We start from the raw sequence: 19,991 nt of genomic DNA on the forward strand, positions 1-19,991 counted from the left end.
CGGTGTCCTACTCTCAGTACCCCCAGCGACCCGCGCAGCCCTACGGGTACGGCCCGGCCGGCTACCCGGTGGGCCCAGGCCTGCAGCCGCTCAGCCCGCGCCAGGTGGCCAAGACCCGGCGCGAGAAGCGCTCCACCGCCTTCCGCTACGCCTTCGGTTACCTCGCCGCGATCTGGACGGTGTTCCTGGTCAACTTCATCTTCTTCGGCGGGTACCTGAACAACCTCGGCATCCACCCGCTGGACACCTCCTCCTTCCTGGGGATCTTCCTCGCCCCGCTGCTGCACGCCGACATCGGGCACATCGTCTCCAACAGCGTGCCGGGGGCGATCTTCTGCTTCCTCATCGGCTACTCCGGCTCCAAGGTGTTCTGGGAGGTCACCGCGTTCAGCGCCTTCTCGGCGGGGTTGGGCACGTGGCTGTTCGGCGGGATCGGCACCAACCACATCGGGGCCTCCGGCCTGGTGTACGGCTGGCTGACCTACCTGATCGTGCGCGGCATCTTCAACCGCTCGGCGCGGCAGATCTTCCTCGGCCTCGTCCTGGGCTTCTTCTACTCCGGCCTGATCTGGGGCATCTTCCCCGGCACGCCCGGGGTGAGCTGGCAGGGCCACCTCTTCGGCGCGCTCGGCGGGCTGCTCGCGGGCATGATCATCACCTCCGACGACCCGCCCGAGCTGGTGGCGCGGCGGCTGCAGCGGCAGGCCCGGCGCCGCCCGCCGGGCCCGGCGGGGCCGCGAGGTACTATCTAAAGCCGTGTTGAACAGCGTGAGTGAAGCCGCGGACGCGGGAAACGACGCCCCGGGCGGCGACCCGAGGCCCATCGGCGTATTCGATTCGGGCGTCGGCGGGCTGACGGTGGCGCGCGCCATCATGGACCAGCTGGGGGAGGAGTCCATCCGCTACATCGGCGACACCGCCCACGGCCCCTACGGGCCGCAGCCCATCGCGGACGTCCGACGCCACGCCACCCGCATCGCCGACGAACTGGTCGAGGGCGGGTGCAAGATGCTCGTCATCGCCTGCAACACCGCCTCCGCCGCCTTCCTCCACGACGCCCGGGAGCGCTACGACGTCCCGGTGGTCGAGGTGATCAAGCCCGCCGTGCGCCGCGCCATCGCCACCACCCGCAACAACCGGGTCGGGGTGATCGGCACGGAGGGCACCATCAAGTCGGGCGCCTACCAGGACCTGTTCCACCTCAAGCCCGGCCTGGAGGTCACCGCCGCGGCGTGCCCTGCCTTCGTCGAGTTCGTCGAGCGCGGCATCACCTCGGGGCGCCAGATCCTCGGCGTGGCCCAGGGCTACCTCGAGCCGCTGCAGGCCGCCGGGGTAGACACCCTGGTCCTCGGCTGCACCCACTACCCGCTGCTCTCGGGCGTCGTGCAGCTCGCGATCGGCGACGACGTCACCCTCGTCTCCTCCGCGGAGGAGACCGCGAAGGACGTCCTGCGCGTGCTCACCGAGCGGGACATGCTCGCCCCGCCCGGAAGCACCCCGACGCGGGTCTTCGAGTCCACGGGCGACCCCGAGGTGTTCAACGAGCTCTCCGCGCGCTTCCTCGGCCCCCGCGTCACCGCCGTGGGCCACTGAGCCCCGCCCGAGCCGCCCTTGAGCCTCACGTGAGCCTCCCGTGAGCCGGAACCGGGGCGGCGAATCGGCCGGGTCTGGTTAGATTTCGCCCCGCTTTCGTGGCACAGTTATCCCATGAGGTTGACCATTCTCGGGTGCTCCGGGAGCCTGGGCGCGCCGGGCAATCCTGGGTCCTCCTACCTGATCACGTCGCCGGGCAGCCCCGAAACCCCAGGTATCCTGATGGATTTCGGTCCCGGGGCGCTCGCCGCGCTGCAGCCGGTCTTTGACCCGGCCAACGCGCACGTGATCTTCACGCACCTGCACGCCGACCACTGCTCGGATTTTCCCTCCCTGCTCGTCTGGCGCCGCTTCCACCCGACGGCGCCCGCGGCGCGCCGCAACCTGATGTACGGGCCCTCGCACTCGCCGGTGCACTTCGGCCGCATGAGCGCCGACGGCCCGGACGGCTTCGACGACATCTCGGACACCTTCGACTTCCGCCCGTGGGAGCCGGGCCAGCCGGTGGACATCGAGCAGGTCACCGTCACACCGGTCCCGGTCGTCCACCCCGCGGCCGAGTCCCACGCGCTGCGCGTCGAGTCGCGCGAGTCGGGCCGGGTGCTCACGTTCTCGGGGGATTCGGGGATGACGCCCGCGCTTGTCGACGCCGCCCGCGGCGCCGACGTCTTCCTCTGCGAGGCCGCCTGGGGGCCGACCTCGGAGGGCAAGGCCCCGGGCATGCACTTGTCGGGGCAGGAAGCGGGACGGATTGCGCGGGAGGCGGGCGTCGGCAAGCTTGTGCTCGTGCACATCCAGCCGTGGAGCGACCCGGAGGAGACGCGGGCGGCCGCGAGCGCGGAGTTCGACGGCGAGATCGCGATCGGTCGGGCGGGGGACGTGTTCGACCTTTAAGTTACGCTGGGTGGCATGACTGAATCTGTTTTCCGGCGCGCCGACGGGCGCGCCCTCGACGAGCTGCGCCCCGTCCGCATCACCCGCGGTTTCACCTCCAACCCGGCCGGCAGCGTGCTCGTGGAGTTCGGCAACACCCGCGTCATGTGCACCGCCTCCGTGGAGCTGGGCGTGCCGCGCTTCAAGAAGGACTCCGGGGAGGGGTGGCTGACCGCCGAGTACGCCATGCTGCCCTCGGCGACGCACGAGCGCATGCCGCGCGAGTCGATGAAGGGCAAGGTCAAGGGGCGCACGCACGAGATTTCGCGGCTGGTGGGCCGCTCCCTGCGCGCGGCGGTGGACCTGACCCAGCTGGGGGAGAACACGATCCAGCTCGACTGCGACGTCCTCCAGGCCGACGGCGGCACCCGCACGGCCTCGATCACCGGCGCGTACGTGGCGTTGGCGGACGCGATCAGCTTCCTCACCGAGCGCGGCGTCGTGCCGGGCACGCCGCTGCTCAAGCCAGTCGCGGCGGTCTCCGTCGGGCTTCTTGACGGCAACGTGGCCCTCGACCTGCCCTACGAGGAGGACTCGCGCGCCGAGGTGGACCTCAACGTGGTGATGCAGGAGGGCGACAACTTCGTGGAGATTCAGGGCACCGGCGAGCACGGCCTGTTCGGCCGCGCGGAGCTCAACGCGATGCTCGACGTGGCGCAGCAGGGCTGCCGCGAGCTGATCGAGGCGCAGAAGGCGGCCCTCGGGTGGTAGCGGCGGTCCGCGTCCTCGTCGCCTCGAACAACCCCAAGAAGCTGCGCGAGCTCGAGCAGGTCCTCGCCGACCTCGGTATCGGGGGCATCGAGCTCGTCTCGCTTCGCGACGTCACCCCCTACCCCGAACCCGTCGAAGACGGCCTGACCTTCGAGGACAACGCCCTGATCAAGGCCCGCGCCGGGGCGGCGAAGACGGGCCTGGCCTGCGTGGCCGACGACTCCGGCCTCTCCGTCACCGCCCTGAACGGGATGCCCGGGGTGCTCTCGGCCCGCTGGTCCGGCTCGCACGGCGACGACGAGGCCAACAACCGCCTGCTCCTGGCGCAGATGAGCGACATCGCCCTGCGCGACGCGGCGTTCGTGTCCTGCTGCGCCCTGGTCACCCCCACGGGCGACGAGTTCACCGCCACCGGCCGCTGGGAGGGGACGCTGCTGCGCTCCCCGCGCGGGGAAAACGGCTTCGGCTACGACCCCCTCTTTGAGCCGGCCGACGCCCCGGGGCGTTCCTCCGCGGAGCTGAGCCCGGAGGAGAAGAACCGGCGCTCCCACAGGGGCGCTGCGCTGCGGGAGCTGGCACCGCACCTGGCGAGACTCACAGCGGATCTTTAAGGTGGGGGCATGAAGAAGAACAAGGCAATCGCAACAACGGCAACCATCTTCCTCTCCGGCGCGCTGCTCGCGGGCTGCGGCTCGGCGGGCGACTACAAGGGCACCTGGACCGGCGAGGTCACCTCCGGGCAGGGTGGCGCCGCCTCCGGCACCGCCACCGTCACCGTCAAGGGCGGCAACTGCGAGTGGGAGCTCACCGAGGCCGACGGAAAGACCAACGACGCCCGCTGCGAGCGCGACGGCGACGAGTTCAAGATGGCCGACCCGCTCACCGGCAAGGACCTCAAGTACAAGGGCACCGTCAGCGGCGACACCCTGACGCTGACGCCGGACGGCGACAGCGCCAAGGAAATCGGCACGATGGTGCTGACCAAGTCCTCCAAGTAGCCGCTGTTCGGGGGCCGGGGGGCTAGAGGGGCGTCGAGAAGCGCTTAGGCGAGCTGGAACTTCTCCGTGACCTCGCGGCGGCGCTTCGCCTCCACCCAGAAGGAGAGGAAGGGCACGACGCCCGAGATCGCGGTGACCACCCAGGTCGAGGCGGCCCAGCGGGCCTTCAGGCCCAGGTTGAGCGAGGCCATGAGGAAGGCAATGTAGGCCAGCCCGTGCACGCGCGCGACCCACGCCAGCGCCGAGACGTCCATGCCCAGCAGGTACTGCATGATCATGCGGGCCGTGAGGAGCAGGAGCAGGATGCCTGTCACCCAGGCGGCGACGGAGAAGAACCGCAGGGCCGTCTTCACCCGGCGCTGGCGCTCGGGGTGGATCTTCGGGGTCGGCTGGGTGCCGGTGGTGGGGGTGCTCATGTCAGTCCTCTCTGTTACTCCCGGCCGCCGCGGCGCTGCGTGTTGAGGGCGTTGAATTCCTCGACATCCATGTCCGGGCGGGAGGGGAGAAAGCTCTCGTCGATGGTGGTGCTGTCCTTCCCGCCGCCGAAGCGGGCGAGATCCGCCTCGTAGAGGTCCTCCAGCGCCCGGCCCTCGTTGACCGCGTCGATCTTCTCGTTCTCCATTTTGATGCCCATGCGGTAGGCGTAGACGAAGAAGGCGCCGAAGAAGGGCCACTGCAGCGCGTAGCCGAGGTTCTGGAAGGTGCCGGAGCCGGAGCGGAAGCGCGTCCACTGCCACCAGGCGAGAAGGAACGTGCAGATCACGGCGGCGACGAGCAACACGATGTGCCAGGCCCGGACGCGGATGCGTTGCCGCTTCGGGGCCGGGGCGTCGGCGGGTGCGCCGTCGTTGGCGCTCATCGGGTCACTCACACCAGGTGATTCTAGCAAGTCCTCCGAAAGGTGGATAAACGCTCCGGGCCCGCCGGTTTCTCGGCCCCCGCGGCGCGCATGTAGAGTGTGAACGTGCTTTTTGGCGGCCCCGGCCGCCCCCACCACCGACGCGCCCGTGGCGGAATTGGCAGACGCGCTGGATTTAGGTTCCAGTGTCTACGGACGTGCGAGTTCAAGTCTCGCCGGGCGCACAACTACCGGCCGGCGCTGCCGGCTCGGCCAGTCAGGCCCGCTAGTCGATCTTGCCCAGGGCCCGGCCGAGTGTCTGCCAGGAGTCGCCGACCGCCCAGGCGAACGAGTTCCAGTTGTGGGTGCCCTGCGGGTAGAACTTCGCCTCGTGGTTGATCCCGCGCGGGCAAACCATAGAAAGTTCACAGTTCACCAACAGTTCACGGAAGAGGAACGTTACATGTTATCGAGCTTCGTTGAAAGCTTCACCCCCGAACTTTGGGACCCGTTCATTGACGCGGTCACCAGCATTCTCGGCCCCTTCCCCCAGTTCTTCGCCCCGCTTTCGGCCGTGACCTCCTCGGCCCTGGGGCTCTTCTAGCTCCCGGCCCTACAGCGGCCAGTCCCGCAGCACGCGGGCGACGTGGCCGGAGGCGCGCACGTTGTACTGGGCGTGCGCGATGGTGCCGTCGGCGTCGACCAGGAAGGTCGAGCGGATCACGCCCTGCACGGTCTTGCCGTAGTTCTGCTTCTCGCCGAACGCGCCCCAGGCCTTCATGACGTCCTTGGTGGCGTCGGAAAGCAGCGTGATGCGCAGGTCGTGGTCGGCGCGGAACTTCGCCAGCTTCTCGGGGGTATCGGGGCTGATGCCGATGACGTCGACGGCGGCGTCGTTGAAGTCCTCGAGCCGCTCGGTGAAGTCGCAGGCCTCGGTGGTGCAGCCGGGCGTGTTGGCGCGGGGGTAGAAGTAGACGACGACCTTCCTGCCCGCGTAGTCCGCGAGCGAGACCGTCTCGCCCTTGTCGTTTGGGAGGCTGAACGCGGGTGCGATGTCGCCAGCTTCAAGGCGGATGTTCTCAGTCATACTTGCCCGTTTTACACTACTGTGGGTAAAGACACGTTTTAGACAAATCTCAACGTAGGAGTTCATCACCGTGGCACGAGACATTCACGACATCGAGCGCGACATTGAGCGCACCCGCGGACAGCTTGCCAGCACCCTCGACGAGCTCGCCGCCCGCACCAGCCCCTCCACCCTCGCGGACAACGCGAAGGGGCAGGCCGCCGGCCTCCTGCAGGATGAGAAGGTGCAGAAGGTCCTCATGGGCGTCGGCGCGGGCGTAGCGGCGCTCGTCGCGGTGAAGATCCTCAACGGCCGCAAGCGCAAGAAGGAGCTCAAGGAGCTGCAGAAGCTCCTCGCCCGCCGTTAGCTTGTCGACGCCCCAACCCCCGCCCCGGCGGGGGTTTTCCCGTTGTGGGGGTTCTTCCGCCCCCAGGGGGTTCCTACGACAGCTCGGCCCCGGCGTCGCGCATCTCCTCGAGCGCGCGGACGCCGCGCTGGTGGTCGACGGGGGAGCACATGTCGCGCAGGACGCGAACGGCGAAGCCTTCCTTCAGCGCGTCGAGGACGGTGGCGCGCACGCAGTGGTCGGTGGCGATGCCGCAGACGTCGAGGGTGTCGATGCCGTGGGCGCGCAGCCACTGCGCCAGCTCGGTGCCGTCGGAGGAGCCCTCGAAACCGGAGTAGGCGGCGGAGTACTCGCCCTTGCGGAAGAAGGCGTCGATGAGCGAAGTGTCGATCGGCCCGCGGATCTCGGCGCCCGCGCTGCCGGCGACGCAGTGGACGGGCCACGAGTCGCGGAAATCGGGGGTCTCGGAGAAGTGCGCTCCGGGGTCGATGTGCCAGTCCTGCGTGGCCAGGACGTGCGAGTACTCCCGGGCACGGCTGTCCGGGGTGGAGATGAGTTCGGCGACCTTGGTGGCTACCTCGTCGCCGCGGTCGGTGCCCAAAGCTCCCCCGGGGCAGAAGTCGTTCTGGGCGTCGACGATGAGCAGTGCCGTAGTCATAGCGTCAGAGTGTAGCGGCGCGTGGCCCGGGCGCGGGCGGCGCGGGGGTGCGGCAGGGGCCTGGGAAAGCGAAAGGCAGGCCGGGCGAAATCGCCGCAGCCTGCCTGCTGTTGTGCGCCACCAGGGACTCGAACCCCGAACCCACTGGTTAAGATCCGTGCCCGCGTAACGTGGGCAATGTGACTCAGGTTAAATAAATGCATGACAGTGAGTAAAGTTAATCGGGACGCCCTTCGGGGGTGGCGCGCAGAGCTCGAAGCCGCCGGCCGCACGAAGGGGACGATCAGTGTCAGGTTGAGCCACGTTCGCCGGTGCTTAGACGCGATCGGGAAACCCGTCGATCAGGTGAGCCGGCGGGATCTCGTGAGGTGGCTCGCGGGCCAGGATTGGGCACCAACGACGCGGCGCGGGGTGAGGGCGTCGCTGCGTAGCTTCTTCAGGTGGTGGGCCGAGGAGCACGGCCAGGACGAGCACGCCGCCGAGTCGCTTCCGATCGTCGCGGTGCCCCGCGCGGTGCCACGCCCCGCCGCCGATTTCGACGTTATGGCAGCGATCCAGTCCGCGCCCCCGTGGGTGGCCCTGGCGATCGAGCTCATGGCGACGTGCGGGCTTCGCCGCGCGGAGTGCGCGTGCCTGCGCGTCGATGATGTGATCGCGGTGGGTCAGGGGTGGACCCTGCGGGTTGTGGGGAAGGGCGGGCACGAGAGAGTGGTTCCGTGCCCCCCGCACCTCGCGCGGCGGATCAGGGCGCGGCGTGGTGGCTGGGTGTTTCCCGGCGGGCAACGGGGGCATGTGTCTCCGGGGTGGCTAGGCAAGCAGGTCTCACGGGCCCTCGGCGACGGGGGCACCGCGCACACCCTTCGGCACCGCTACGCTTCAGTTGCTTACGGGCACACCCATGACCTGCGGGCCGTTCAAACACTGTTGGGCCATGCATCGGTTGCTACTACGCAGGTCTATACGGCGGTTGACGATGCCGCCGTCCGGGACGTGGCCGTCTCGGCGTGGCGGATCGTGTCCTAGACCGGGAACTCGATGAATCCCTTGAGCGACGTGCCAGATGCGTCCGCCCTGTAGCCCGGGTTCGCGGGCACAGCGGTGCCGTTGCCGTTGCTGCCGTCCCAGATGCGGAAATCGGCCTGCGTGTTATCGCCGCCGCTCTTGTGAACGAGGAAGTACATCGTGCCGGTGCCGGAGCGGACGTAGGGGGTCATAATCATGCCGAAATCGCCCCCGGCGCTCCAGTAGGACGCGGTGCCGACGAACTCAAGGCCGGTGATTGCGCTTCGGGGGAGCACGAGGCGGACAGACCCGCCCCTCGATGTCGCGTTCGTGCCCCACCGAATGTCAAAGTACAGCTGAAAGATTCCGCGATCCACTCGCCAGCGGTACGTTTGCGTGCCGCCGGTGCCGAGGGTCATCGTTCCGTTGTCGCGGAGCGTTACACCCGTTGTGTTCCAGGATGCGGGGGTGTCCACGGGTCCGGCGGGGCCTTGGGGGCCTTGGGGGCCGGTGTCGCCCTTCAGGCCCTGCGGACCCGTCGCACCCGTCGGCCCTTGTGCGCCGGTGTCGCCCTTCAGTCCTTGGGGGCCGGTGTCGCCCTTCAGTCCTTGGGGGCCGGTGTCGCCCGTGGGGCCCTGCGGTCCCTGTGCGCCTGTGTCTCCCTTCGGGCCTTGGGGGCCTTGGATGGATCCGACGTTCTTCCAGGCGGTGCCGGACCACACCGCGACGGTCTTGTCCGAGTCGAGGAGGTAGGCGTCGCCTGGATTCGCGCCGGCGGGGAGCGCGGCGGCGGTGGCGACGGACCCGAGAAGGGTGAACCCTGTTCCGGCGGGGCCTTGGGGGCCGGTTGGTCCGGCGGGCCCGGTGTCGCCCTTCGCGCCGCTGGCACCCGTGGGGCCCTGCGGACCCTGTGCGCCTATGTCTCCCTTCGGGCCTTGGGGGCCTTGGGGGCCTTGGGGGCCTTGGGGGCCTGCGGGCCCGGGGATCCCGGAGACGCCGATCATGGTGGCGTCGACCTTCTTGGCGAGGGCTTCCATCTGGGCTGCTCCCTGATGGATGGGATCGCCGGCGGTCGGGTACGGGATCTTGTAGTTCGCGGTGTACTGCGGCATTGCGGTTCCTTAGTCCAGGTGGTCGATGATCTGGGTTCCTGTGGTGGGGACGTGCTGAAGGTCGCCCCAGGTGACGGAGTCGGCCCATCGGTAGCCCACGCCCTCACCGGCTTCGCCCCATGTCAGATCGCGTTCGGGGGTGGGTGATCCGACTGTCACCGGCGGGGGTGCGGGGATCCCGAGGAGGGCATACCACCACGGCACGCTGGGGGTTGTGGTAGTGGTCTTGATCTGGCGAATGCTGGTCCAGGTCGCGGGCGTCGCGGGTGGTGTTTGGTTGTGGATCCAGTGGACGCGCAGGGTCGCGCTCCATCCGGTCTCGGGGTCGAAGGTGGTGGTGCCCCCGATGGGGGCGACGATCGGCGGGTAGGCGGGATCGGAGCCCATGAGCCACTGATAGGGCAGGGATCCGGCGATGTAGGCGGGGCGGGTGTTTTCCCAGCACGCGAGGATCCACCTCGCCATGCGCTCGGTAACGAACTCGTGGCTGGGTGGGGTGCGGATCTCGGGGTGGCGGGGGCGGCGGCCTTCCTCGCGCACGCGGTTCCAGACGTTCTCGAGGGTGGGGTCGATCGCTTCGCCGACGGATAGCCAGGAATCCCATGCCATGACGCGGCGGGAGTCGCCCGGGGCGACGTTCTCGGTGACGGTGGTGTGGTCTTTGTACTCGATGGACCAGTCCGGCCAGGTGCACTCCAGACGGTTGATGTCGGTGGACGGATCCGCGTGAATCGATGGTTCGCCGAGAAGTTCGCAGCCGCCGAGGGCAATCCCGGGGTAGACCACGTTGTCCACGGTGATGTCGCCTACCACGGGGAGCACGGCACCTTGGGAATCATCGAAGCTGCCAAGGTGAACCTTCATCGGTTGAGAGAGACGGATCGCCTGGCGAACGACATTCGCGCCGTGATCGTAGGCGTAGCTGTCGTTGCCCATCGAGCGGTAGAGCTCCCCCATGAGCTCGAGAGCGGATTTGCCCTTCACGTCCAGGGGGCCGGCGTTGATCTCAACGTATCCGGGCCAAAAGTAGACCTGTGCGATCTCGGAGCCGGCGGAGAGCCCCAGGTCGCGGATCTTGATCGCGCGGGTCAGCATGGATTCGACGGGCCACTCCTCGGGTCCCGCGATAGCGTTCCCCATCTCGGCGGTGCGGTCCGCGACCACGAGCTCGATTCGCCAGCGCCGCCGGCCGTCTTTGGTGGATTGCGTCATGGGTGTGGCGGTGGCCGTCGAGATCCGGCCCCGAAACATGGTCCAGGTCTTGGTAGGTCCCGAGGTGGTGGGCCGTGCGGTGACGGTGACGGTGACCTTCCGGCCGATCGCGGCGGAGGTCTTGATGCGGTTGGCCCATTCGCCGGTAGCGTCGGTGAGCATCATCGTGAGCGAGGACGGGGAGGTCTCCGAATCGTGGTAGTCCGTTCGGCCCCAGTCGATGGACAGGCCGCGGATCGCTACCGGCTCGGAGTCGATACGGTCGGCGGTGCAGGCTACCGCGCGGCCGTCGATGGTGATGGTGGGTGAAACGATTACGCCCATGTCACACCCCGCCCTGCGGCGACGCCGAGACCACGCGCGCGATCATCGGCTCGGAGGATGCCCCGGATCTGCTCGGCGACCGCGCGCGGGTCCAGAGCGCCGTTCACGGTGATGTTGACGGTGGTGCCGGCGGCAGGCGCGGGGGTCGAGCTGCCGAGGAGCCCCACGAGCCCACCGGCGGCGAACTTCCCGTAAGCGAGCTGGTTGGCATCTGCGGCGGCCAGGAGTAGCCCGCTGGTATCGGCGGATCCGAACATGGATCCCAGCCACTTCGGGGGCGAGGGCCACCGGATCGAGCTAAGGGCACCGATCAGTCGTTGGACCCACCCCACTACAGTCGAGATCGCCCCGGCGATGGATTGGAAGGCCCCGAGGGCGGATCCGATCGCGCCGACGAGGACCCCGGAGAGCACACCGGCGACACGGCCGATGATCCCGATCAGCGGTGACAGGACGGACGCGGCGATCTGGACAACGCCGACGAGTGCGGGCATGAGCGCCATTGCCACCTGTGTCAGCGGGCCGATCAGCGGCACGATCGCCGAGATCAGTTGCGCGACCACGCCGGCTAGCTGGGTGATGAGCGGGGCGACTGCGGCGATGATCGCGGCGAGTGCCGGGAACAGTGCCTGCGCGAGCTGCGTCAGCGGGGGGATCGCCGGCATGAGCGCGGTCGCCAGTTGCGAGATCGCGGAGACGATCACCGGGAAGATCGGGGCGATCGCATTCAGAGCGCCGAGGAGCACAGTCCCGAGGAGATCCCCGATCTGCGTCAGAAGGGGGGCGACGGCCATGACGGCACCGGCGAAGGCGGTGCCGAGGGTCGCGGCGATCTGCGCGAGGGGGGCGACGAGCGGCGCGGCGGCCCCCACGAGGGCGGCGAAGGCGGATGCGATCGGGCCAACGGCGGGGGCCAGGGCGGCGAAGGCGGATGCGAGGGTGGTGCCCACGATTCCCGCGATCTGGGCGAGTGGCCCGGAGATTGCGGAGACAGCACCGCCGAGCGAGGAGAGGGCCGCGCCGAGACCCGGCCCGATCGCTGCGCCTGCCTGCCCCAGCGCCACGATCAGAGGTTGGATCACATCTCCGATGCCCGTCATGACGGAAGTGAAGCTCGCGGCGAGCTGGGTCAGGGTGCCGGAGGATGCCAGCTCGGAGATCCCCCGCCCGATGGATCCGATCATGTCTCCGAAGGCTGCGCCGAGGTCTGCGGCGACGGGAGCCAGGGCGGGGCCGAGCGCGGCGAAGCCGGTAATCAGTTCGTTGATTCCGCCCTGGGTGGCGGTGATGAAGTCACCGGACGCCGCGAGCAGGGCTTGGAACCCTGCGGTGATCTCGGGGGATGCGATGTGCTTGGCAATTCCGCTGAAGGTGTTTCCCACTGCGGTCGCCAGAGTTTCCATCTGGGGGGCGATCTCGAGCATGAACCCGTTAAGGGCTTCGAACCCGGGGATCATGGACGATTGGAGGGCGGCAGCCGAGACCGATTTAAGCTGGTTGAATCCCTCGGCGGCGCTTCCTGCGGCGGCTTTGATCCCCTCGAATCCGAGGGCGAGCGGGGCGAGGGCCGCGCCGCCGAGCGCACCCACGGCGAGCAGGCCCAAGCCGACGTTTCCGACTGCCCCAGCGATGCCGCCGGCGGCGGCGGCGATCGCGGTCATTTTCGGGATAGCCTTCGCGAAGGACGCCGACATGCGACGCGCGCCGTCTGCGGCTTTCTTGAATCCCCGGTTTTTCGCGTCGGAAACGATGCGGATCGAGACCATCGCTGTCTTGCCTGCCACCGCTTTATCCTTCCTCGTTGCTTAGTATGTCGATCATGGTGGCGACCATCGCCGGATCCTCGTTCAGGATTGCCGAGGGGAGCACGCCTAGCCGAACTGCGAGGGCGGCGACCAGGCGGGCGGGGTCGCTATCTAAAAAACCTCGGGTTCCTCGTTTTCCACTGCTTCCACCTGGGCGCACTGCTCGGTGAACTCGGTCCAGGTGCCGGTGAATGCGCCGGTGCGCTTCAGCGAGGAGAAGGCGACGAAGCTGCCGAAGAGGACGGGATCATCTTCCATCGTGGGCCACTTGTGGCGCTGGCGGGTGGTCGAGAATGCCACCTGATCTGCGAGGATGATCTTCACGTCCCGGTGCTCGGTGCCGTCCACCATAAGGACGTTGACGGTGATCTGCTGCATTTTAGATTCCTTTGATTTGGTCGAGGATGTCATCGATGTGGTCCATGTAGACGCGCATCCAGACGTTTTCGTTGTCCTGGGCGGCGCGCATGATCCACGGGTGGGGGCGGATGTGGCGGGCGGGCCACCCCCAGTGAATGACGCCGGCGTAGGGGATTGCCTTGCGGCCGGCTCGGACGATGCCGGCCCGGTTGGTGGCGGCGACTCGGAGTGATGCCTTTAGTCGGCCGGGCGGCGGGGCGTTCCAGTGCGGGGGCGGTGGTGTGCCCACGGGTGCCATGCCGATCGCGATGGGAAGGATCGAGCGGGCCGCTTCGCGGTTAGCGTCGCGGAGCTGTTTGAGATCCATCCCCGAGTCCTTGAGGGTGCGGCGAAGCCGCGCCGCTCCCTCAACGTGCACCCGTGCCATTGGTTAGCCCGTCGATCCGGGGAGTGCCTGGGTGGATCCATCGGTGGAGTCAGCATCGAACGTAGGATCGCCGACGCATCCCCACTCAAAATCCGACTTGTTGCGGGTCCGCACATCACCGCCGAGGGTGATCGGATCAACGACCACGCGGCCGGTGACGAGTGCCTTTTCCGTTTCGGCCGGGACGAACTTGAACGGCACCTCGGAGCCCTTGTGCTTCCAGCTCCAATCGATAACGCCGTCTGCTTCGATGTCCTGAAAGACGGTGCCCTTCGCGGTCGCGGTGTAGGCGCGGGCCCCGCCGATCATCCCGCCGCACAGGGTGGGTTCGGGGTCCTCGGCGTCTACTTCCCATTCGATCGAGAAGGCGGTGAGCTGGCACGAAAGATCGAGGGTGGATCCGATATCGCCGATGATGAAGGATCCCGGGCCGAGGGTGAGGAGCTTACGCTTCGGAGGGGTGGGGGTGGTCATGGTGGTTAGTCTCCAATCGTTGCGGTGGTGCGAAGGGCCGGCAGCGGGCCGGAGTAGCCGGGCAGAGAGACAGAATCCGGTTGCGCGGCGGTGATCGAGGGGACGATCTCGGCGATCCGGTCCAGCATCTCGGCGAGATCGGCCAGGGCTGCGGAGTGCCCGTTGTCGCGGGCAATGAGGTAGATCGCGGTCGTGGCGGTGAACTCACCGCACATGAGCTCGGGGGTCAGGGTGTCAACGGTGACCCACGCGCCCGGGACCTCGATCTTGGTGGGATCGGTGGTAGCCGGGACCTCGGCGGCGGTGAGATCCGCTGCCAGGGTTTCCAGCGCGGAGGTGATTTCAGTTGCGCGCATTATCCCACCCTCGGCGGAGTCCAGGCCCCGAGCCCGAGGAGCTGGGAGACGTGCGGATCGGATCGCTGAACGTAGGCGATGCCAAGCTCGTTGAACTGCTCAACACCGCCTGGCGTGTTGCGCCGCCGGTAGAGGTGAGCGGCGAGCATGGTTCCGCCGAGGAGGTGCGATTTGCTGAAATCGTCGGCAGCATCGTACCCGTGCCACTGCGTGACCTGTTCGTTTACTGCGGCTACCGCCATTTCGAGCTGTTCGGTGTCCGCATCCTTCAGGCCCAGGTGGGCGAGGACCTCGGATGTCGTGACGCGGGTGGCCATTCTTACGCCCCGATCGTGATCTTGGCGATGCCGCCCGGCTTGTTGAGCAGGTGCGCGGTGTAGCCGAACAGCGCGGCATCGCGCCCGCCGTGGGCAATGTGCTCGGCTTCCACGCGCAGCGGGGAGCCCGTCAGCTCGTAGAAGGTGGCCGCCGACTTGGTTCCCACGATCGCGGTGCCACGGGTGACGGCGTTCGAGGTGGTCCACTTGTTCGGGTTGGCGATCGGAACGGCATCCATGAACTTCGGCGCGTCGAGCTCGGCGAAGTCGAGGAGCGATTCGATGTCGAGCGGGTTCACGAGCGCGAAGGTGGCATCCTGATCGGTCTTGTTGAGCACGTCCAGGCCGGCGCGGGCGATACCACGGATCAGATCGGGGGCCGGCGTTTCGATGGTGGTGGCCTGCTCGATCAGCCAGGCGGCGGCGTCGAGGTCGGTTTCCTTGGCGTAGCTTTCGGCCATTGCTGCCCAGTACGCGCGCAGGATCTCGGTCTCGTTGAAATCCCAGAAGGCTCGATCCAAGTCGTTGCCGCCGGCCCAGCGCTGGGCTTCCATTTCGACGGATTCAACGGATGCGGGCTTGGAGGGGATTTCCGCCTTGTCGCCCGCGTACTTCTCAACGCCGGGGCGGTCCTTCCAACGGTAGCCCTTCGCCTTCATTCCGGTGAGGGGGGCGGAGGAGAGCAGCGGGACGATGCGCCGCTGGTAGGTGACGTTGGACCACAGTTCGCCGAGCCACTGCGGGGCGATTGCGGTGGTCATGCCCGAGAGGGTGATATCGGACAGGGCGGCGTGCGCTTCGGTGGGCTCGCCTTCGCGGGGTCGACCGAAGGGGCTGCACCCGCCGATGCCGGGCTCCGCTGCTCCCCCGCTGCCCGCGGATCATAGTCTCCCGCAGCGCTCCTCCCCGTGTCTGATACCCATCTGCCGGGCCCTCCCACCGCCGCCGCCCCGCCCTTGCCCCCGCGACCGGCGTCCCCAGGCCCCCCTCTAGAGCGACACTCCGGCGCGCCNGCGGGCTGGGACACCGCTGCGATGACCACCTCGGCGCCGTCGCGGTGGGCGAGCAGCTCGCGGCGCAGACGGGCGCAGAAGTCGGAGGCAGTGGCACTGGCAGTGGCGGGGGGGGCGGCGGGGGCGGGGGGCGCGGAAAAGGGGCCCGGGGTGGGGGCGGGCGGGGTGTCCTCGGCGGCGGCGTGGACCTCGGCGACGCGGGCGGTTGCGAAAGCCGGGAACGGCACGAGGGCAACTGCCTTCAGGACCGAGCTGTTCACGGTGCGGCCGGTCTTGGCGATTCCCATCGCTTCAACGCTGAACGAGTCGATCACGCCGTCTCGTGCCTGCGCGATCGCTTCATCGGATGCGGTGGAGCTTCCGAGCTGGAAGGTCATGTAGACCCCATCGTCCTTCGCTTCCCACGAGGTGGCGACGCCGACAGGGATCCCGGCCGGGGAGTGGCAGGCGAGAAGCTTCACGCGGGAGATGTCCTGGGGGATCGAGATCGATCCCGGGGGAAAGATCAGTTCCCCGGCAGAGGTGCGGCCCGGCTCGTTGAAGGGCAGGACGCGGCCCGAGATGGTGCGTGCGTCAGCGGCCAGGGCGAGGGCGGCGGGGGTATCGTCCATCGAGACGGTGACGGTCTCGTTTTCCGTCACAGTGTCGTTATCAGTCAAGGGGATAGTCCTTTCGGTCTGCGGATCCCAGGTGGATTCGCGAGAGTGCCTGATCTACCTCGGGGATCGTGATGATGCGCTGGACAGCGGCGGCGATCGCGAGGATGCTCACCACAGCGGGAATCGTGTCGATGTTCGCGGCGTCGGCTAGTTCAGGCAGCGCGGGCAGGAGTGCCAGGGTGGTTACGGCGGCGGTGCGCACGGTGGCGCGCCAGGGGCGTCGCACCTGCGTGGGCTGGGGTGGTTCGGGGAGTCGGTGAGTCATGGATTTCCTTGAGTTTTCGTGCGGCGAGGAGGATCCACGTTCCCAGTGCGATGATGACGAGCACGATGCCCGAGAGCACGCCCGCGAGGTACAGGAGTGTCATTGCAATCATCGCCTTAGAGGGTGTCGCGGGTGTTGGGGACGCCTTCGATCTCCGCAATCGCGGATGCGAGATCGTAGAGCGTGCGCTTACCGCCCTGCGGCCAGCCGCCGGAGCCGCCGGGGCCGGCAAGCTGATCGCGGATGAAGCGGCAGAGGTCTCGGGTTTCAATGAGCAGGGCGCGATCTTCGGGGGACATGTCGGGCTCCTTCGGGGAGGGGTTGGGGGTGTTCCAGTTGTCAAACCACCACTGGGCGCGGGCCATGTAGGTCGCATGGTCCTCGCCGCCGGGGGCAAGCTGATGGGGGCACGAGGTGCTGGCGTAGGCGGAGTGGGGGAAAACGTTGCGGCCCCACGTCGGTCTGCCGAGGTTGTACCCCCGGCAGAGCGCGGCGACCAGGCGCGCGCCGTTCTCGATCGTCTCGTCGCTGATCTGCCAGCGCGGCGGGCCGCCGATGTTGGCGTGTTCGATTCCGATCGAGCGAGCGTTGATGTCCGCGTTGGCGGCGTGCCACGCGGTGTCACCATCGTTGACGAGTTGGCCGATCGTGCCGTCGCGCTCGACTTGGTAGTGCGCGGATGCTTCTCGAGAGTTATTCCACAGATCGCGGCAGTCCTCGGTGGTCAGGTTCACACCGGCGTTGTGGTGGATCACGATGCGATCAATCGGGCGGGTGCGGCCCCGCGTGAATCGGTGGCCGCCGACCAATGCGTACTTATCGGGCTCGAGTGCGTTCCAGTCCTTCATGATGGGCTCTCCTCGGGGTAGTTATCATCGGGGGTATCAACATCGGTAAGTGACGTTCCGGTCAAGTCCTCAACGTTGAATCGGATTGCGGTGCCGCGCGGCACCATATCGTCCATTCCCAGGCGGGCGGTGATCGCGGCCATGAGCGGGGCGAGACAGTAATCGATGAACTCGGTGTTACGTGCGTCCACGTTGCTGTACCGCATGGTCGAGTCGGCGGCGGCGGCGTCGAGCATGACAGAGGGGATCCCGGTGACCCGGGCAATGTCCACGGCAGCGGCGGCGCGGCCCTCAACGAGGAGAGTCGAGTCGAACGTTCCGTGGGTCTTGACTTCGATGCTCGGGTTCGTGTAACTCACCGCGCCGTCTGGGCTGCGGCGCGCCGCGATCCAGCCGCTTACGAGATCCGAGATCTCTTTGTTATTGAGCGGAGCGCCGCCGGTCTGGTGAAGTTCGGTGTGCGCGATGGGGGTGCGGGCGGCGCGGGCGGCGGAGCGGCCGAGGTCTGCGGCGTGGCGGATCGGGGTTGCCCCGTCGATCAGCACCCCCTCGTCCACACCGGGGATCAGACACACGGACCGAGAGTCCACGGGTTCCCCGCCGTAGGTGATGGATCCGTCATGCCCGAAGGCCCAGAGGTCGAAGGGGACTCGATCGGCCGCGATCACGATGCCGGCAGCATCGCGCTCGAGAGCCCAGAGGGACCACCCATAGAACATGAGATCGTCCACTGTCCAAAGCATTCGGTGGAAGGGGGAGACGGGCCCATCGGTGCGGCTAAGCCAGCGGGGCTGCTCGTCCAGGAGCTCGCCGCCGCGCGTGGCTTCCAGGGGCAGGCGGGCGATGGATCCGACGATCAGGCGGCGGGCCCGGGCGAGGGCGGGGACGGACATAGCGAGCCGGCGCGATACGGGGCCGGTCTCGCGGTCGCGCAGGATCTCGGTGCCAGTGATCGGCAGGAGGTGGTTAGAATCACCCCACGGCGAAGCGATGCCGACCGGCTGGCTGAATGCCGCCGAGGGCAGTGCCAGGGCATCGCGCACGGTGGATAGAAGTCCCATGCCGAAAGATTGCGGCTAGGTGTCGAGTTTCGCCGATTTTTCCAGGACCCAGCCTGCTTGGCGGGCTCGCTTGGTGGCCTGAAGATCGCCGTGCGAGTGCTTCAGGTGCCGGGCGAGGGCATACCACGCTCGGTGGCGGTCGTTTGTTATCTCGCGCCACGGGCACCGCTCGTGGGGGCAGACCACAACGGTCGAGTACGGGGTCGAATCGATCGGGGTTCGTTTCTTCTTAGGCATCGGGACTCCAAATCATAGGGGCGGGGATTGACGGGGCAACGGTGGTGAGTGATCGCAGGGCGAGGATCCCGGCTTCCAGTCGGGCGATGGATCCGAGGGACGATTTGCGGGAGACCACGCGGCCGCGATCTCCGATTGAGCGCAGGGCAGCGCCGGCGATCTCGTTTCGCAGATCAGGGTCGCGGCGGATCCAGACGGACGGGGCGGGAGAGTCCATCCCCGCGAGGAGCGCTTCGGTGCCGCGAATCAGATCGTCGGCGTTGGCGAGGACCAGCGGTGCACCGGCGGGCAGCACGTCGCGAATCTTGTCCTCGATCGATCCGGTGGGGCCGTGGGGGTCGAGGATGATCGCGGCGGGTTCCTGTGTTCGCGCGAGGTGGGCGAGCACGTCCGGGACCCACGCGGTGCCGGGGCGGGCGGTAATGACCTCGATCGCTGGCGCACCGTCTATCCGCCCGGCTGCGGTGATCGCGGTCAGGTCGTGAGACCATGCCACGGCGACGCCGATGTGGACGGGGCCGGCATCGAGCGGGGAATCGGTCTCGTGCTCGTCCAGGACGGCAGCGTCGATCAGCGAGCGGGTCGCGAGGGTGGCGACGTTGCCGTACCCGCGAGCGAACTCGCTCGGGGAGAGAGTTTCGGCGGCTTCGGCGAGTGTTTCCATCGTGACCCCCTCACCGAATGCGGGGTGTGCCCTCGCGACCGCTTCCAGGTCAGTCGGGTCAGTGTCCGGGGAGATCCCGAAGTCGAGGATCGCCACACCGGGCGGTTGATTCTCGATCGCATCGGCGAGCTTGTTGTGCCACCACGTCGAGGACGCATCCCCCATCGTTGAGGAGAACACCACCTGCGGGCCGATGCTGAGGAACTGGCGAGTGGTCTGCGTCGGCACGATCGCCTGAAGCAACGCCGCGCCGGCTGCTTCCGAGTGGACCCATCCCTCGTCGATCATCACTAGGTCTGATTGAGATCCGTGCAGGTAGTCGGCGGTTGGGGGCATAGGCCGGAACTGTGATCCGTTCGCCGGGATCGTCAGGCGGGTGTCACCCGCGCCGTACTTCACTTTCACGAGCGAGGAGAGCGCCGTCTCGGCGGGGGTCGCGGTCTCCTCGATCCACCGCTCGCGCGCCGCCTGCCCCGTCTGCGCCGTGAACCACACACGAGCTTCCGGCTGGATCAGCGCGCGGTGGATCCCCATCATGTTGTCGGCCGTGGTCTTACCTGCCTGCCGTTGAATCGACAGAATGCAGGTGTGGTAGCGCCGCCGGCCCTTCTCGTCAAGCTCGAGGGCCAGGTCGTACCACATCCGCTGCCACCGCTTCGGTGGCCGCCCGAGTCTGGTCGCGATCTTCGCCACGCGGGGGCCGAGAGTCGCA

Annotated in this window: 28 protein-coding genes and 1 tRNA gene; 10 read left to right on the forward strand and 19 right to left on the reverse strand. The window is 67.9% G+C overall.

Translation table 11 applies throughout. The annotated features are described in order from the left end of the window. Positions 1 to 2: 2 nt before the first annotated feature. The 6 genes from DYZ02_RS09010 (at position 3) to DYZ02_RS09035 (ending at position 4,235) form a co-directional block, all read left to right on the forward strand. On the forward strand, positions 3 to 752 hold the full coding sequence (locus DYZ02_RS09010; RefSeq protein ID WP_425451016.1) for a rhomboid family intramembrane serine protease: 750 nt from the start codon (positions 3 to 5) through the stop codon (positions 750 to 752). 7 nt (positions 753 to 759) lie between these two features. Beyond that, positions 760 to 1,593 (forward strand): glutamate racemase, encoded by an 834-nt coding sequence (gene murI / locus DYZ02_RS09015; protein ID WP_115685936.1) that lies wholly within the window; start codon positions 760 to 762, stop codon positions 1,591 to 1,593. 114 nt (positions 1,594 to 1,707) lie between these two features. Beyond that, a complete protein-coding gene (locus DYZ02_RS09020) occupies positions 1,708 to 2,487 on the forward strand; it encodes an MBL fold metallo-hydrolase (RefSeq protein WP_115685937.1) in 780 nt (259 codons plus the stop codon). Positions 2,488 to 2,502: 15 nt separating this feature from the next. After that, complete coding sequence (gene rph, locus DYZ02_RS09025; protein WP_115685938.1) at positions 2,503 to 3,237, forward strand: ribonuclease PH; 735 nt, start codon at positions 2,503 to 2,505, stop codon at positions 3,235 to 3,237. Then, the gene (rdgB, locus tag DYZ02_RS09030) at positions 3,231 to 3,848 is read left to right on the forward strand and encodes an RdgB/HAM1 family non-canonical purine NTP pyrophosphatase (RefSeq protein WP_115685939.1); all 618 of its coding nucleotides are present in this window, start codon (positions 3,231 to 3,233) and stop codon (positions 3,846 to 3,848) included. Before rph ends, rdgB begins: the two co-directional genes overlap by 7 nt. A gap of 9 nt (positions 3,849 to 3,857) precedes the next feature. Continuing rightward, positions 3,858 to 4,235, forward strand: coding sequence for a hypothetical protein (locus tag DYZ02_RS09035; RefSeq protein WP_115685940.1), 378 nt, complete (start codon positions 3,858 to 3,860; stop codon positions 4,233 to 4,235). Positions 4,236 to 4,279: 44 nt separating this feature from the next. On the opposite strand, the gene DYZ02_RS09040 is transcribed toward DYZ02_RS09035, so the two are convergent. Then, positions 4,280 to 4,651 (reverse strand): DUF3817 domain-containing protein, encoded by a 372-nt coding sequence (locus DYZ02_RS09040; protein ID WP_115685941.1) that lies wholly within the window; start codon positions 4,649 to 4,651, stop codon positions 4,280 to 4,282. Positions 4,652 to 4,665: 14 nt separating this feature from the next. Further along, positions 4,666 to 5,094 (reverse strand): hypothetical protein, encoded by a 429-nt coding sequence (locus DYZ02_RS09045; protein ID WP_115685942.1) that lies wholly within the window; start codon positions 5,092 to 5,094, stop codon positions 4,666 to 4,668. Between the two features lie 142 nt (positions 5,095 to 5,236). Here DYZ02_RS09045 and DYZ02_RS09050 point away from each other — a divergent pair. After that, positions 5,237 to 5,318 (forward strand) — tRNA-Leu (locus DYZ02_RS09050). Between the two features lie 41 nt (positions 5,319 to 5,359). Here DYZ02_RS09050 and DYZ02_RS11670 read toward each other — a convergent pair. Continuing rightward, positions 5,360 to 5,491 carry a hypothetical protein gene (locus DYZ02_RS11670; RefSeq protein WP_281268987.1) on the reverse strand — a complete coding sequence of 44 codons (132 nt, stop codon included), beginning with the start codon at positions 5,489 to 5,491 and terminating at the stop codon, positions 5,360 to 5,362. 45 nt (positions 5,492 to 5,536) lie between these two features. Here DYZ02_RS11670 and DYZ02_RS11415 point away from each other — a divergent pair, with 45 nt between their 5' ends. Continuing rightward, the gene (locus DYZ02_RS11415) at positions 5,537 to 5,677 is read left to right on the forward strand and encodes a hypothetical protein (RefSeq protein WP_181896941.1); all 141 of its coding nucleotides are present in this window, start codon (positions 5,537 to 5,539) and stop codon (positions 5,675 to 5,677) included. Positions 5,678 to 5,686: 9 nt separating this feature from the next. Here DYZ02_RS11415 and bcp read toward each other — a convergent pair whose 3' ends face one another. Then, positions 5,687 to 6,160, reverse strand: a complete 474-nt coding sequence (gene bcp / locus DYZ02_RS09055) for a thioredoxin-dependent thiol peroxidase (RefSeq protein ID WP_115685943.1) — start codon at positions 6,158 to 6,160, stop codon at positions 5,687 to 5,689. 70 nt (positions 6,161 to 6,230) lie between these two features. Between bcp and DYZ02_RS09060 the strand changes: the two genes are divergently transcribed. Continuing rightward, a complete protein-coding gene (locus DYZ02_RS09060) occupies positions 6,231 to 6,506 on the forward strand; it encodes a DUF3618 domain-containing protein (RefSeq protein ID WP_115685944.1) in 276 nt (91 codons plus the stop codon). A gap of 73 nt (positions 6,507 to 6,579) precedes the next feature. Here the strand turns inward: DYZ02_RS09060 and DYZ02_RS09065 are convergent, their stop codons facing one another. Together DYZ02_RS09065 and DYZ02_RS11605 are read right to left on the reverse strand one after the other, a co-directional pair. After that, positions 6,580 to 7,143 carry a nicotinamidase gene (locus DYZ02_RS09065; protein ID WP_115685945.1) on the reverse strand — a complete coding sequence of 188 codons (564 nt, stop codon included), beginning with the start codon at positions 7,141 to 7,143 and terminating at the stop codon, positions 6,580 to 6,582. 341 nt (positions 7,144 to 7,484) lie between these two features. Beyond that, the gene (locus tag DYZ02_RS11605; RefSeq protein ID WP_245945898.1) at positions 7,485 to 7,739 is read right to left on the reverse strand and encodes a hypothetical protein; all 255 of its coding nucleotides are present in this window, start codon (positions 7,737 to 7,739) and stop codon (positions 7,485 to 7,487) included. Between DYZ02_RS11605 and DYZ02_RS11610 the strand changes: the two genes are divergently transcribed. Beyond that, the gene (locus tag DYZ02_RS11610) at positions 7,738 to 8,166 is read left to right on the forward strand and encodes a tyrosine-type recombinase/integrase (RefSeq protein WP_245945875.1); all 429 of its coding nucleotides are present in this window, start codon (positions 7,738 to 7,740) and stop codon (positions 8,164 to 8,166) included. The genes DYZ02_RS11605 and DYZ02_RS11610 overlap by 2 nt on opposite strands. Here the strand turns inward: DYZ02_RS11610 and DYZ02_RS09075 are convergent. From DYZ02_RS09075 to DYZ02_RS09140, 13 genes are all read right to left on the reverse strand, one after another. Beyond that, the gene (locus DYZ02_RS09075) at positions 8,163 to 9,257 is read right to left on the reverse strand and encodes a collagen-like domain-containing protein (RefSeq protein WP_115685947.1); all 1,095 of its coding nucleotides are present in this window, start codon (positions 9,255 to 9,257) and stop codon (positions 8,163 to 8,165) included. The two genes, DYZ02_RS11610 and DYZ02_RS09075, sit on opposite strands and share 4 nt — an antisense overlap. Positions 9,258 to 9,266: 9 nt before the next feature. After that, positions 9,267 to 10,793, reverse strand: coding sequence for a hypothetical protein (locus tag DYZ02_RS09080; RefSeq protein ID WP_115685948.1), 1,527 nt, complete (start codon positions 10,791 to 10,793; stop codon positions 9,267 to 9,269). After that, complete coding sequence (locus DYZ02_RS09085) at positions 10,784 to 12,577, reverse strand: phage tail family protein (protein WP_147291499.1); 1,794 nt, start codon at positions 12,575 to 12,577, stop codon at positions 10,784 to 10,786. Before DYZ02_RS09085 ends, DYZ02_RS09080 begins: the two co-directional genes overlap by 10 nt. Positions 12,578 to 12,709: 132 nt before the next feature. Continuing rightward, the gene (locus tag DYZ02_RS09090) at positions 12,710 to 12,976 is read right to left on the reverse strand and encodes a hypothetical protein (RefSeq protein ID WP_115685950.1); all 267 of its coding nucleotides are present in this window, start codon (positions 12,974 to 12,976) and stop codon (positions 12,710 to 12,712) included. A gap of 1 nt (position 12,977) precedes the next feature. Continuing rightward, entirely contained in the window at positions 12,978 to 13,325 is a 348-nt protein-coding gene (locus DYZ02_RS09095; RefSeq protein WP_245945753.1) for an HK97 gp10 family phage protein, read from the reverse strand. A gap of 63 nt (positions 13,326 to 13,388) precedes the next feature. Next, on the reverse strand, positions 13,389 to 13,859 hold the full coding sequence (locus tag DYZ02_RS09100) for a hypothetical protein (protein ID WP_115685952.1): 471 nt from the start codon (positions 13,857 to 13,859) through the stop codon (positions 13,389 to 13,391). Positions 13,860 to 13,864: 5 nt separating this feature from the next. After that, positions 13,865 to 14,215: a hypothetical protein gene (locus DYZ02_RS09105; protein ID WP_115685953.1), complete on the reverse strand. Its 351-nt coding sequence runs from the start codon at positions 14,213 to 14,215 to the stop codon at positions 13,865 to 13,867. Continuing rightward, on the reverse strand, positions 14,215 to 14,532 hold the full coding sequence (locus tag DYZ02_RS09110; RefSeq protein ID WP_115685954.1) for a hypothetical protein: 318 nt from the start codon (positions 14,530 to 14,532) through the stop codon (positions 14,215 to 14,217). The genes DYZ02_RS09105 and DYZ02_RS09110 overlap by 1 nt, the downstream gene beginning before the upstream one ends. 2 nt (positions 14,533 to 14,534) lie before the next feature. Then, on the reverse strand, positions 14,535 to 15,293 hold the full coding sequence (locus DYZ02_RS09115) for a hypothetical protein (protein WP_147291500.1): 759 nt from the start codon (positions 15,291 to 15,293) through the stop codon (positions 14,535 to 14,537). Positions 15,294 to 16,196: 903 nt separating this feature from the next. After that, positions 16,197 to 16,469: a hypothetical protein gene (locus DYZ02_RS09125; RefSeq protein WP_115685957.1), complete on the reverse strand. Its 273-nt coding sequence runs from the start codon at positions 16,467 to 16,469 to the stop codon at positions 16,197 to 16,199. 116 nt (positions 16,470 to 16,585) lie between these two features. Beyond that, complete coding sequence (locus DYZ02_RS09130; RefSeq protein ID WP_115685958.1) at positions 16,586 to 17,317, reverse strand: peptidoglycan recognition protein family protein; 732 nt, start codon at positions 17,315 to 17,317, stop codon at positions 16,586 to 16,588. Continuing rightward, positions 17,314 to 18,378, reverse strand: coding sequence for a phage portal protein (locus DYZ02_RS09135; RefSeq protein ID WP_115685959.1), 1,065 nt, complete (start codon positions 18,376 to 18,378; stop codon positions 17,314 to 17,316). The genes DYZ02_RS09130 and DYZ02_RS09135 overlap by 4 nt, the downstream gene beginning before the upstream one ends. Before the next feature lie 229 nt (positions 18,379 to 18,607). Further along, positions 18,608 to 19,972 (reverse strand): phage terminase family protein, encoded by a 1,365-nt coding sequence (locus DYZ02_RS09140; protein WP_245945755.1) that lies wholly within the window; start codon positions 19,970 to 19,972, stop codon positions 18,608 to 18,610. Positions 19,973 to 19,991: the final 19 nt, after the last annotated feature.

This window comes from Corynebacterium senegalense (genome assembly GCF_900411315.1).
GTDB lineage: Bacteria > Actinomycetota > Actinomycetes > Mycobacteriales > Mycobacteriaceae > Corynebacterium > Corynebacterium senegalense.

What these genes read in the sequence shown, in the direction of transcription:
- DYZ02_RS09135 (WP_115685959.1), bottom strand. Translation starts at nt 18,378, where the DNA reads ATGGGACTTCTATCCACCGTGCGCGATGCCCTGGCACTGCCCTCGGCG.
- DYZ02_RS09125 (WP_115685957.1), bottom strand. Translation starts at nt 16,469, where the DNA reads ATGACTCACCGACTCCCCGAACCACCCCAGCCCACGCAGGTGCGACGC.
- DYZ02_RS09080 (WP_115685948.1), bottom strand. Translation starts at nt 10,793, where the DNA reads ATGGGCGTAATCGTTTCACCCACCATCACCATCGACGGCCGCGCGGTA.
- DYZ02_RS09040 (WP_115685941.1), bottom strand. Translation starts at nt 4,651, where the DNA reads ATGAGCACCCCCACCACCGGCACCCAGCCGACCCCGAAGATCCACCCC.
- DYZ02_RS11605 (WP_245945898.1), bottom strand. Translation starts at nt 7,739, where the DNA reads ATGAGCTCGATCGCCAGGGCCACCCACGGGGGCGCGGACTGGATCGCT.
- DYZ02_RS09110 (WP_115685954.1), bottom strand. Translation starts at nt 14,532, where the DNA reads ATGGCCACCCGCGTCACGACATCCGAGGTCCTCGCCCACCTGGGCCTG.
- DYZ02_RS09130 (WP_115685958.1), bottom strand. Translation starts at nt 17,317, where the DNA reads ATGAAGGACTGGAACGCACTCGAGCCCGATAAGTACGCATTGGTCGGC.
- DYZ02_RS11670 (WP_281268987.1), bottom strand. Translation starts at nt 5,491, where the DNA reads ATGGTTTGCCCGCGCGGGATCAACCACGAGGCGAAGTTCTACCCGCAG.
- DYZ02_RS09105 (WP_115685953.1), bottom strand. Translation starts at nt 14,215, where the DNA reads ATGCGCGCAACTGAAATCACCTCCGCGCTGGAAACCCTGGCAGCGGAT.
- DYZ02_RS09075 (WP_115685947.1), bottom strand. Translation starts at nt 9,257, where the DNA reads ATGCCGCAGTACACCGCGAACTACAAGATCCCGTACCCGACCGCCGGC.
- DYZ02_RS09020 (WP_115685937.1), top strand. Translation starts at nt 1,708, where the DNA reads ATGAGGTTGACCATTCTCGGGTGCTCCGGGAGCCTGGGCGCGCCGGGC.
- rph (WP_115685938.1), top strand. Translation starts at nt 2,503, where the DNA reads ATGACTGAATCTGTTTTCCGGCGCGCCGACGGGCGCGCCCTCGACGAG.
- DYZ02_RS09045 (WP_115685942.1), bottom strand. Translation starts at nt 5,094, where the DNA reads ATGAGCGCCAACGACGGCGCACCCGCCGACGCCCCGGCCCCGAAGCGG.
- DYZ02_RS11415 (WP_181896941.1), top strand. Translation starts at nt 5,537, where the DNA reads ATGTTATCGAGCTTCGTTGAAAGCTTCACCCCCGAACTTTGGGACCCG.
- DYZ02_RS09035 (WP_115685940.1), top strand. Translation starts at nt 3,858, where the DNA reads ATGAAGAAGAACAAGGCAATCGCAACAACGGCAACCATCTTCCTCTCC.
- DYZ02_RS11610 (WP_245945875.1), top strand. Translation starts at nt 7,738, where the DNA reads ATGGCGACGTGCGGGCTTCGCCGCGCGGAGTGCGCGTGCCTGCGCGTC.
- bcp (WP_115685943.1), bottom strand. Translation starts at nt 6,160, where the DNA reads ATGACTGAGAACATCCGCCTTGAAGCTGGCGACATCGCACCCGCGTTC.
- DYZ02_RS09115 (WP_147291500.1), bottom strand. Translation starts at nt 15,293, where the DNA reads ATGACCACCGCAATCGCCCCGCAGTGGCTCGGCGAACTGTGGTCCAAC.
- DYZ02_RS09090 (WP_115685950.1), bottom strand. Translation starts at nt 12,976, where the DNA reads ATGCAGCAGATCACCGTCAACGTCCTTATGGTGGACGGCACCGAGCAC.
- DYZ02_RS09100 (WP_115685952.1), bottom strand. Translation starts at nt 13,859, where the DNA reads ATGACCACCCCCACCCCTCCGAAGCGTAAGCTCCTCACCCTCGGCCCG.
- DYZ02_RS09065 (WP_115685945.1), bottom strand. Translation starts at nt 7,143, where the DNA reads ATGACTACGGCACTGCTCATCGTCGACGCCCAGAACGACTTCTGCCCC.
- DYZ02_RS09095 (WP_245945753.1), bottom strand. Translation starts at nt 13,325, where the DNA reads ATGGATCTCAAACAGCTCCGCGACGCTAACCGCGAAGCGGCCCGCTCG.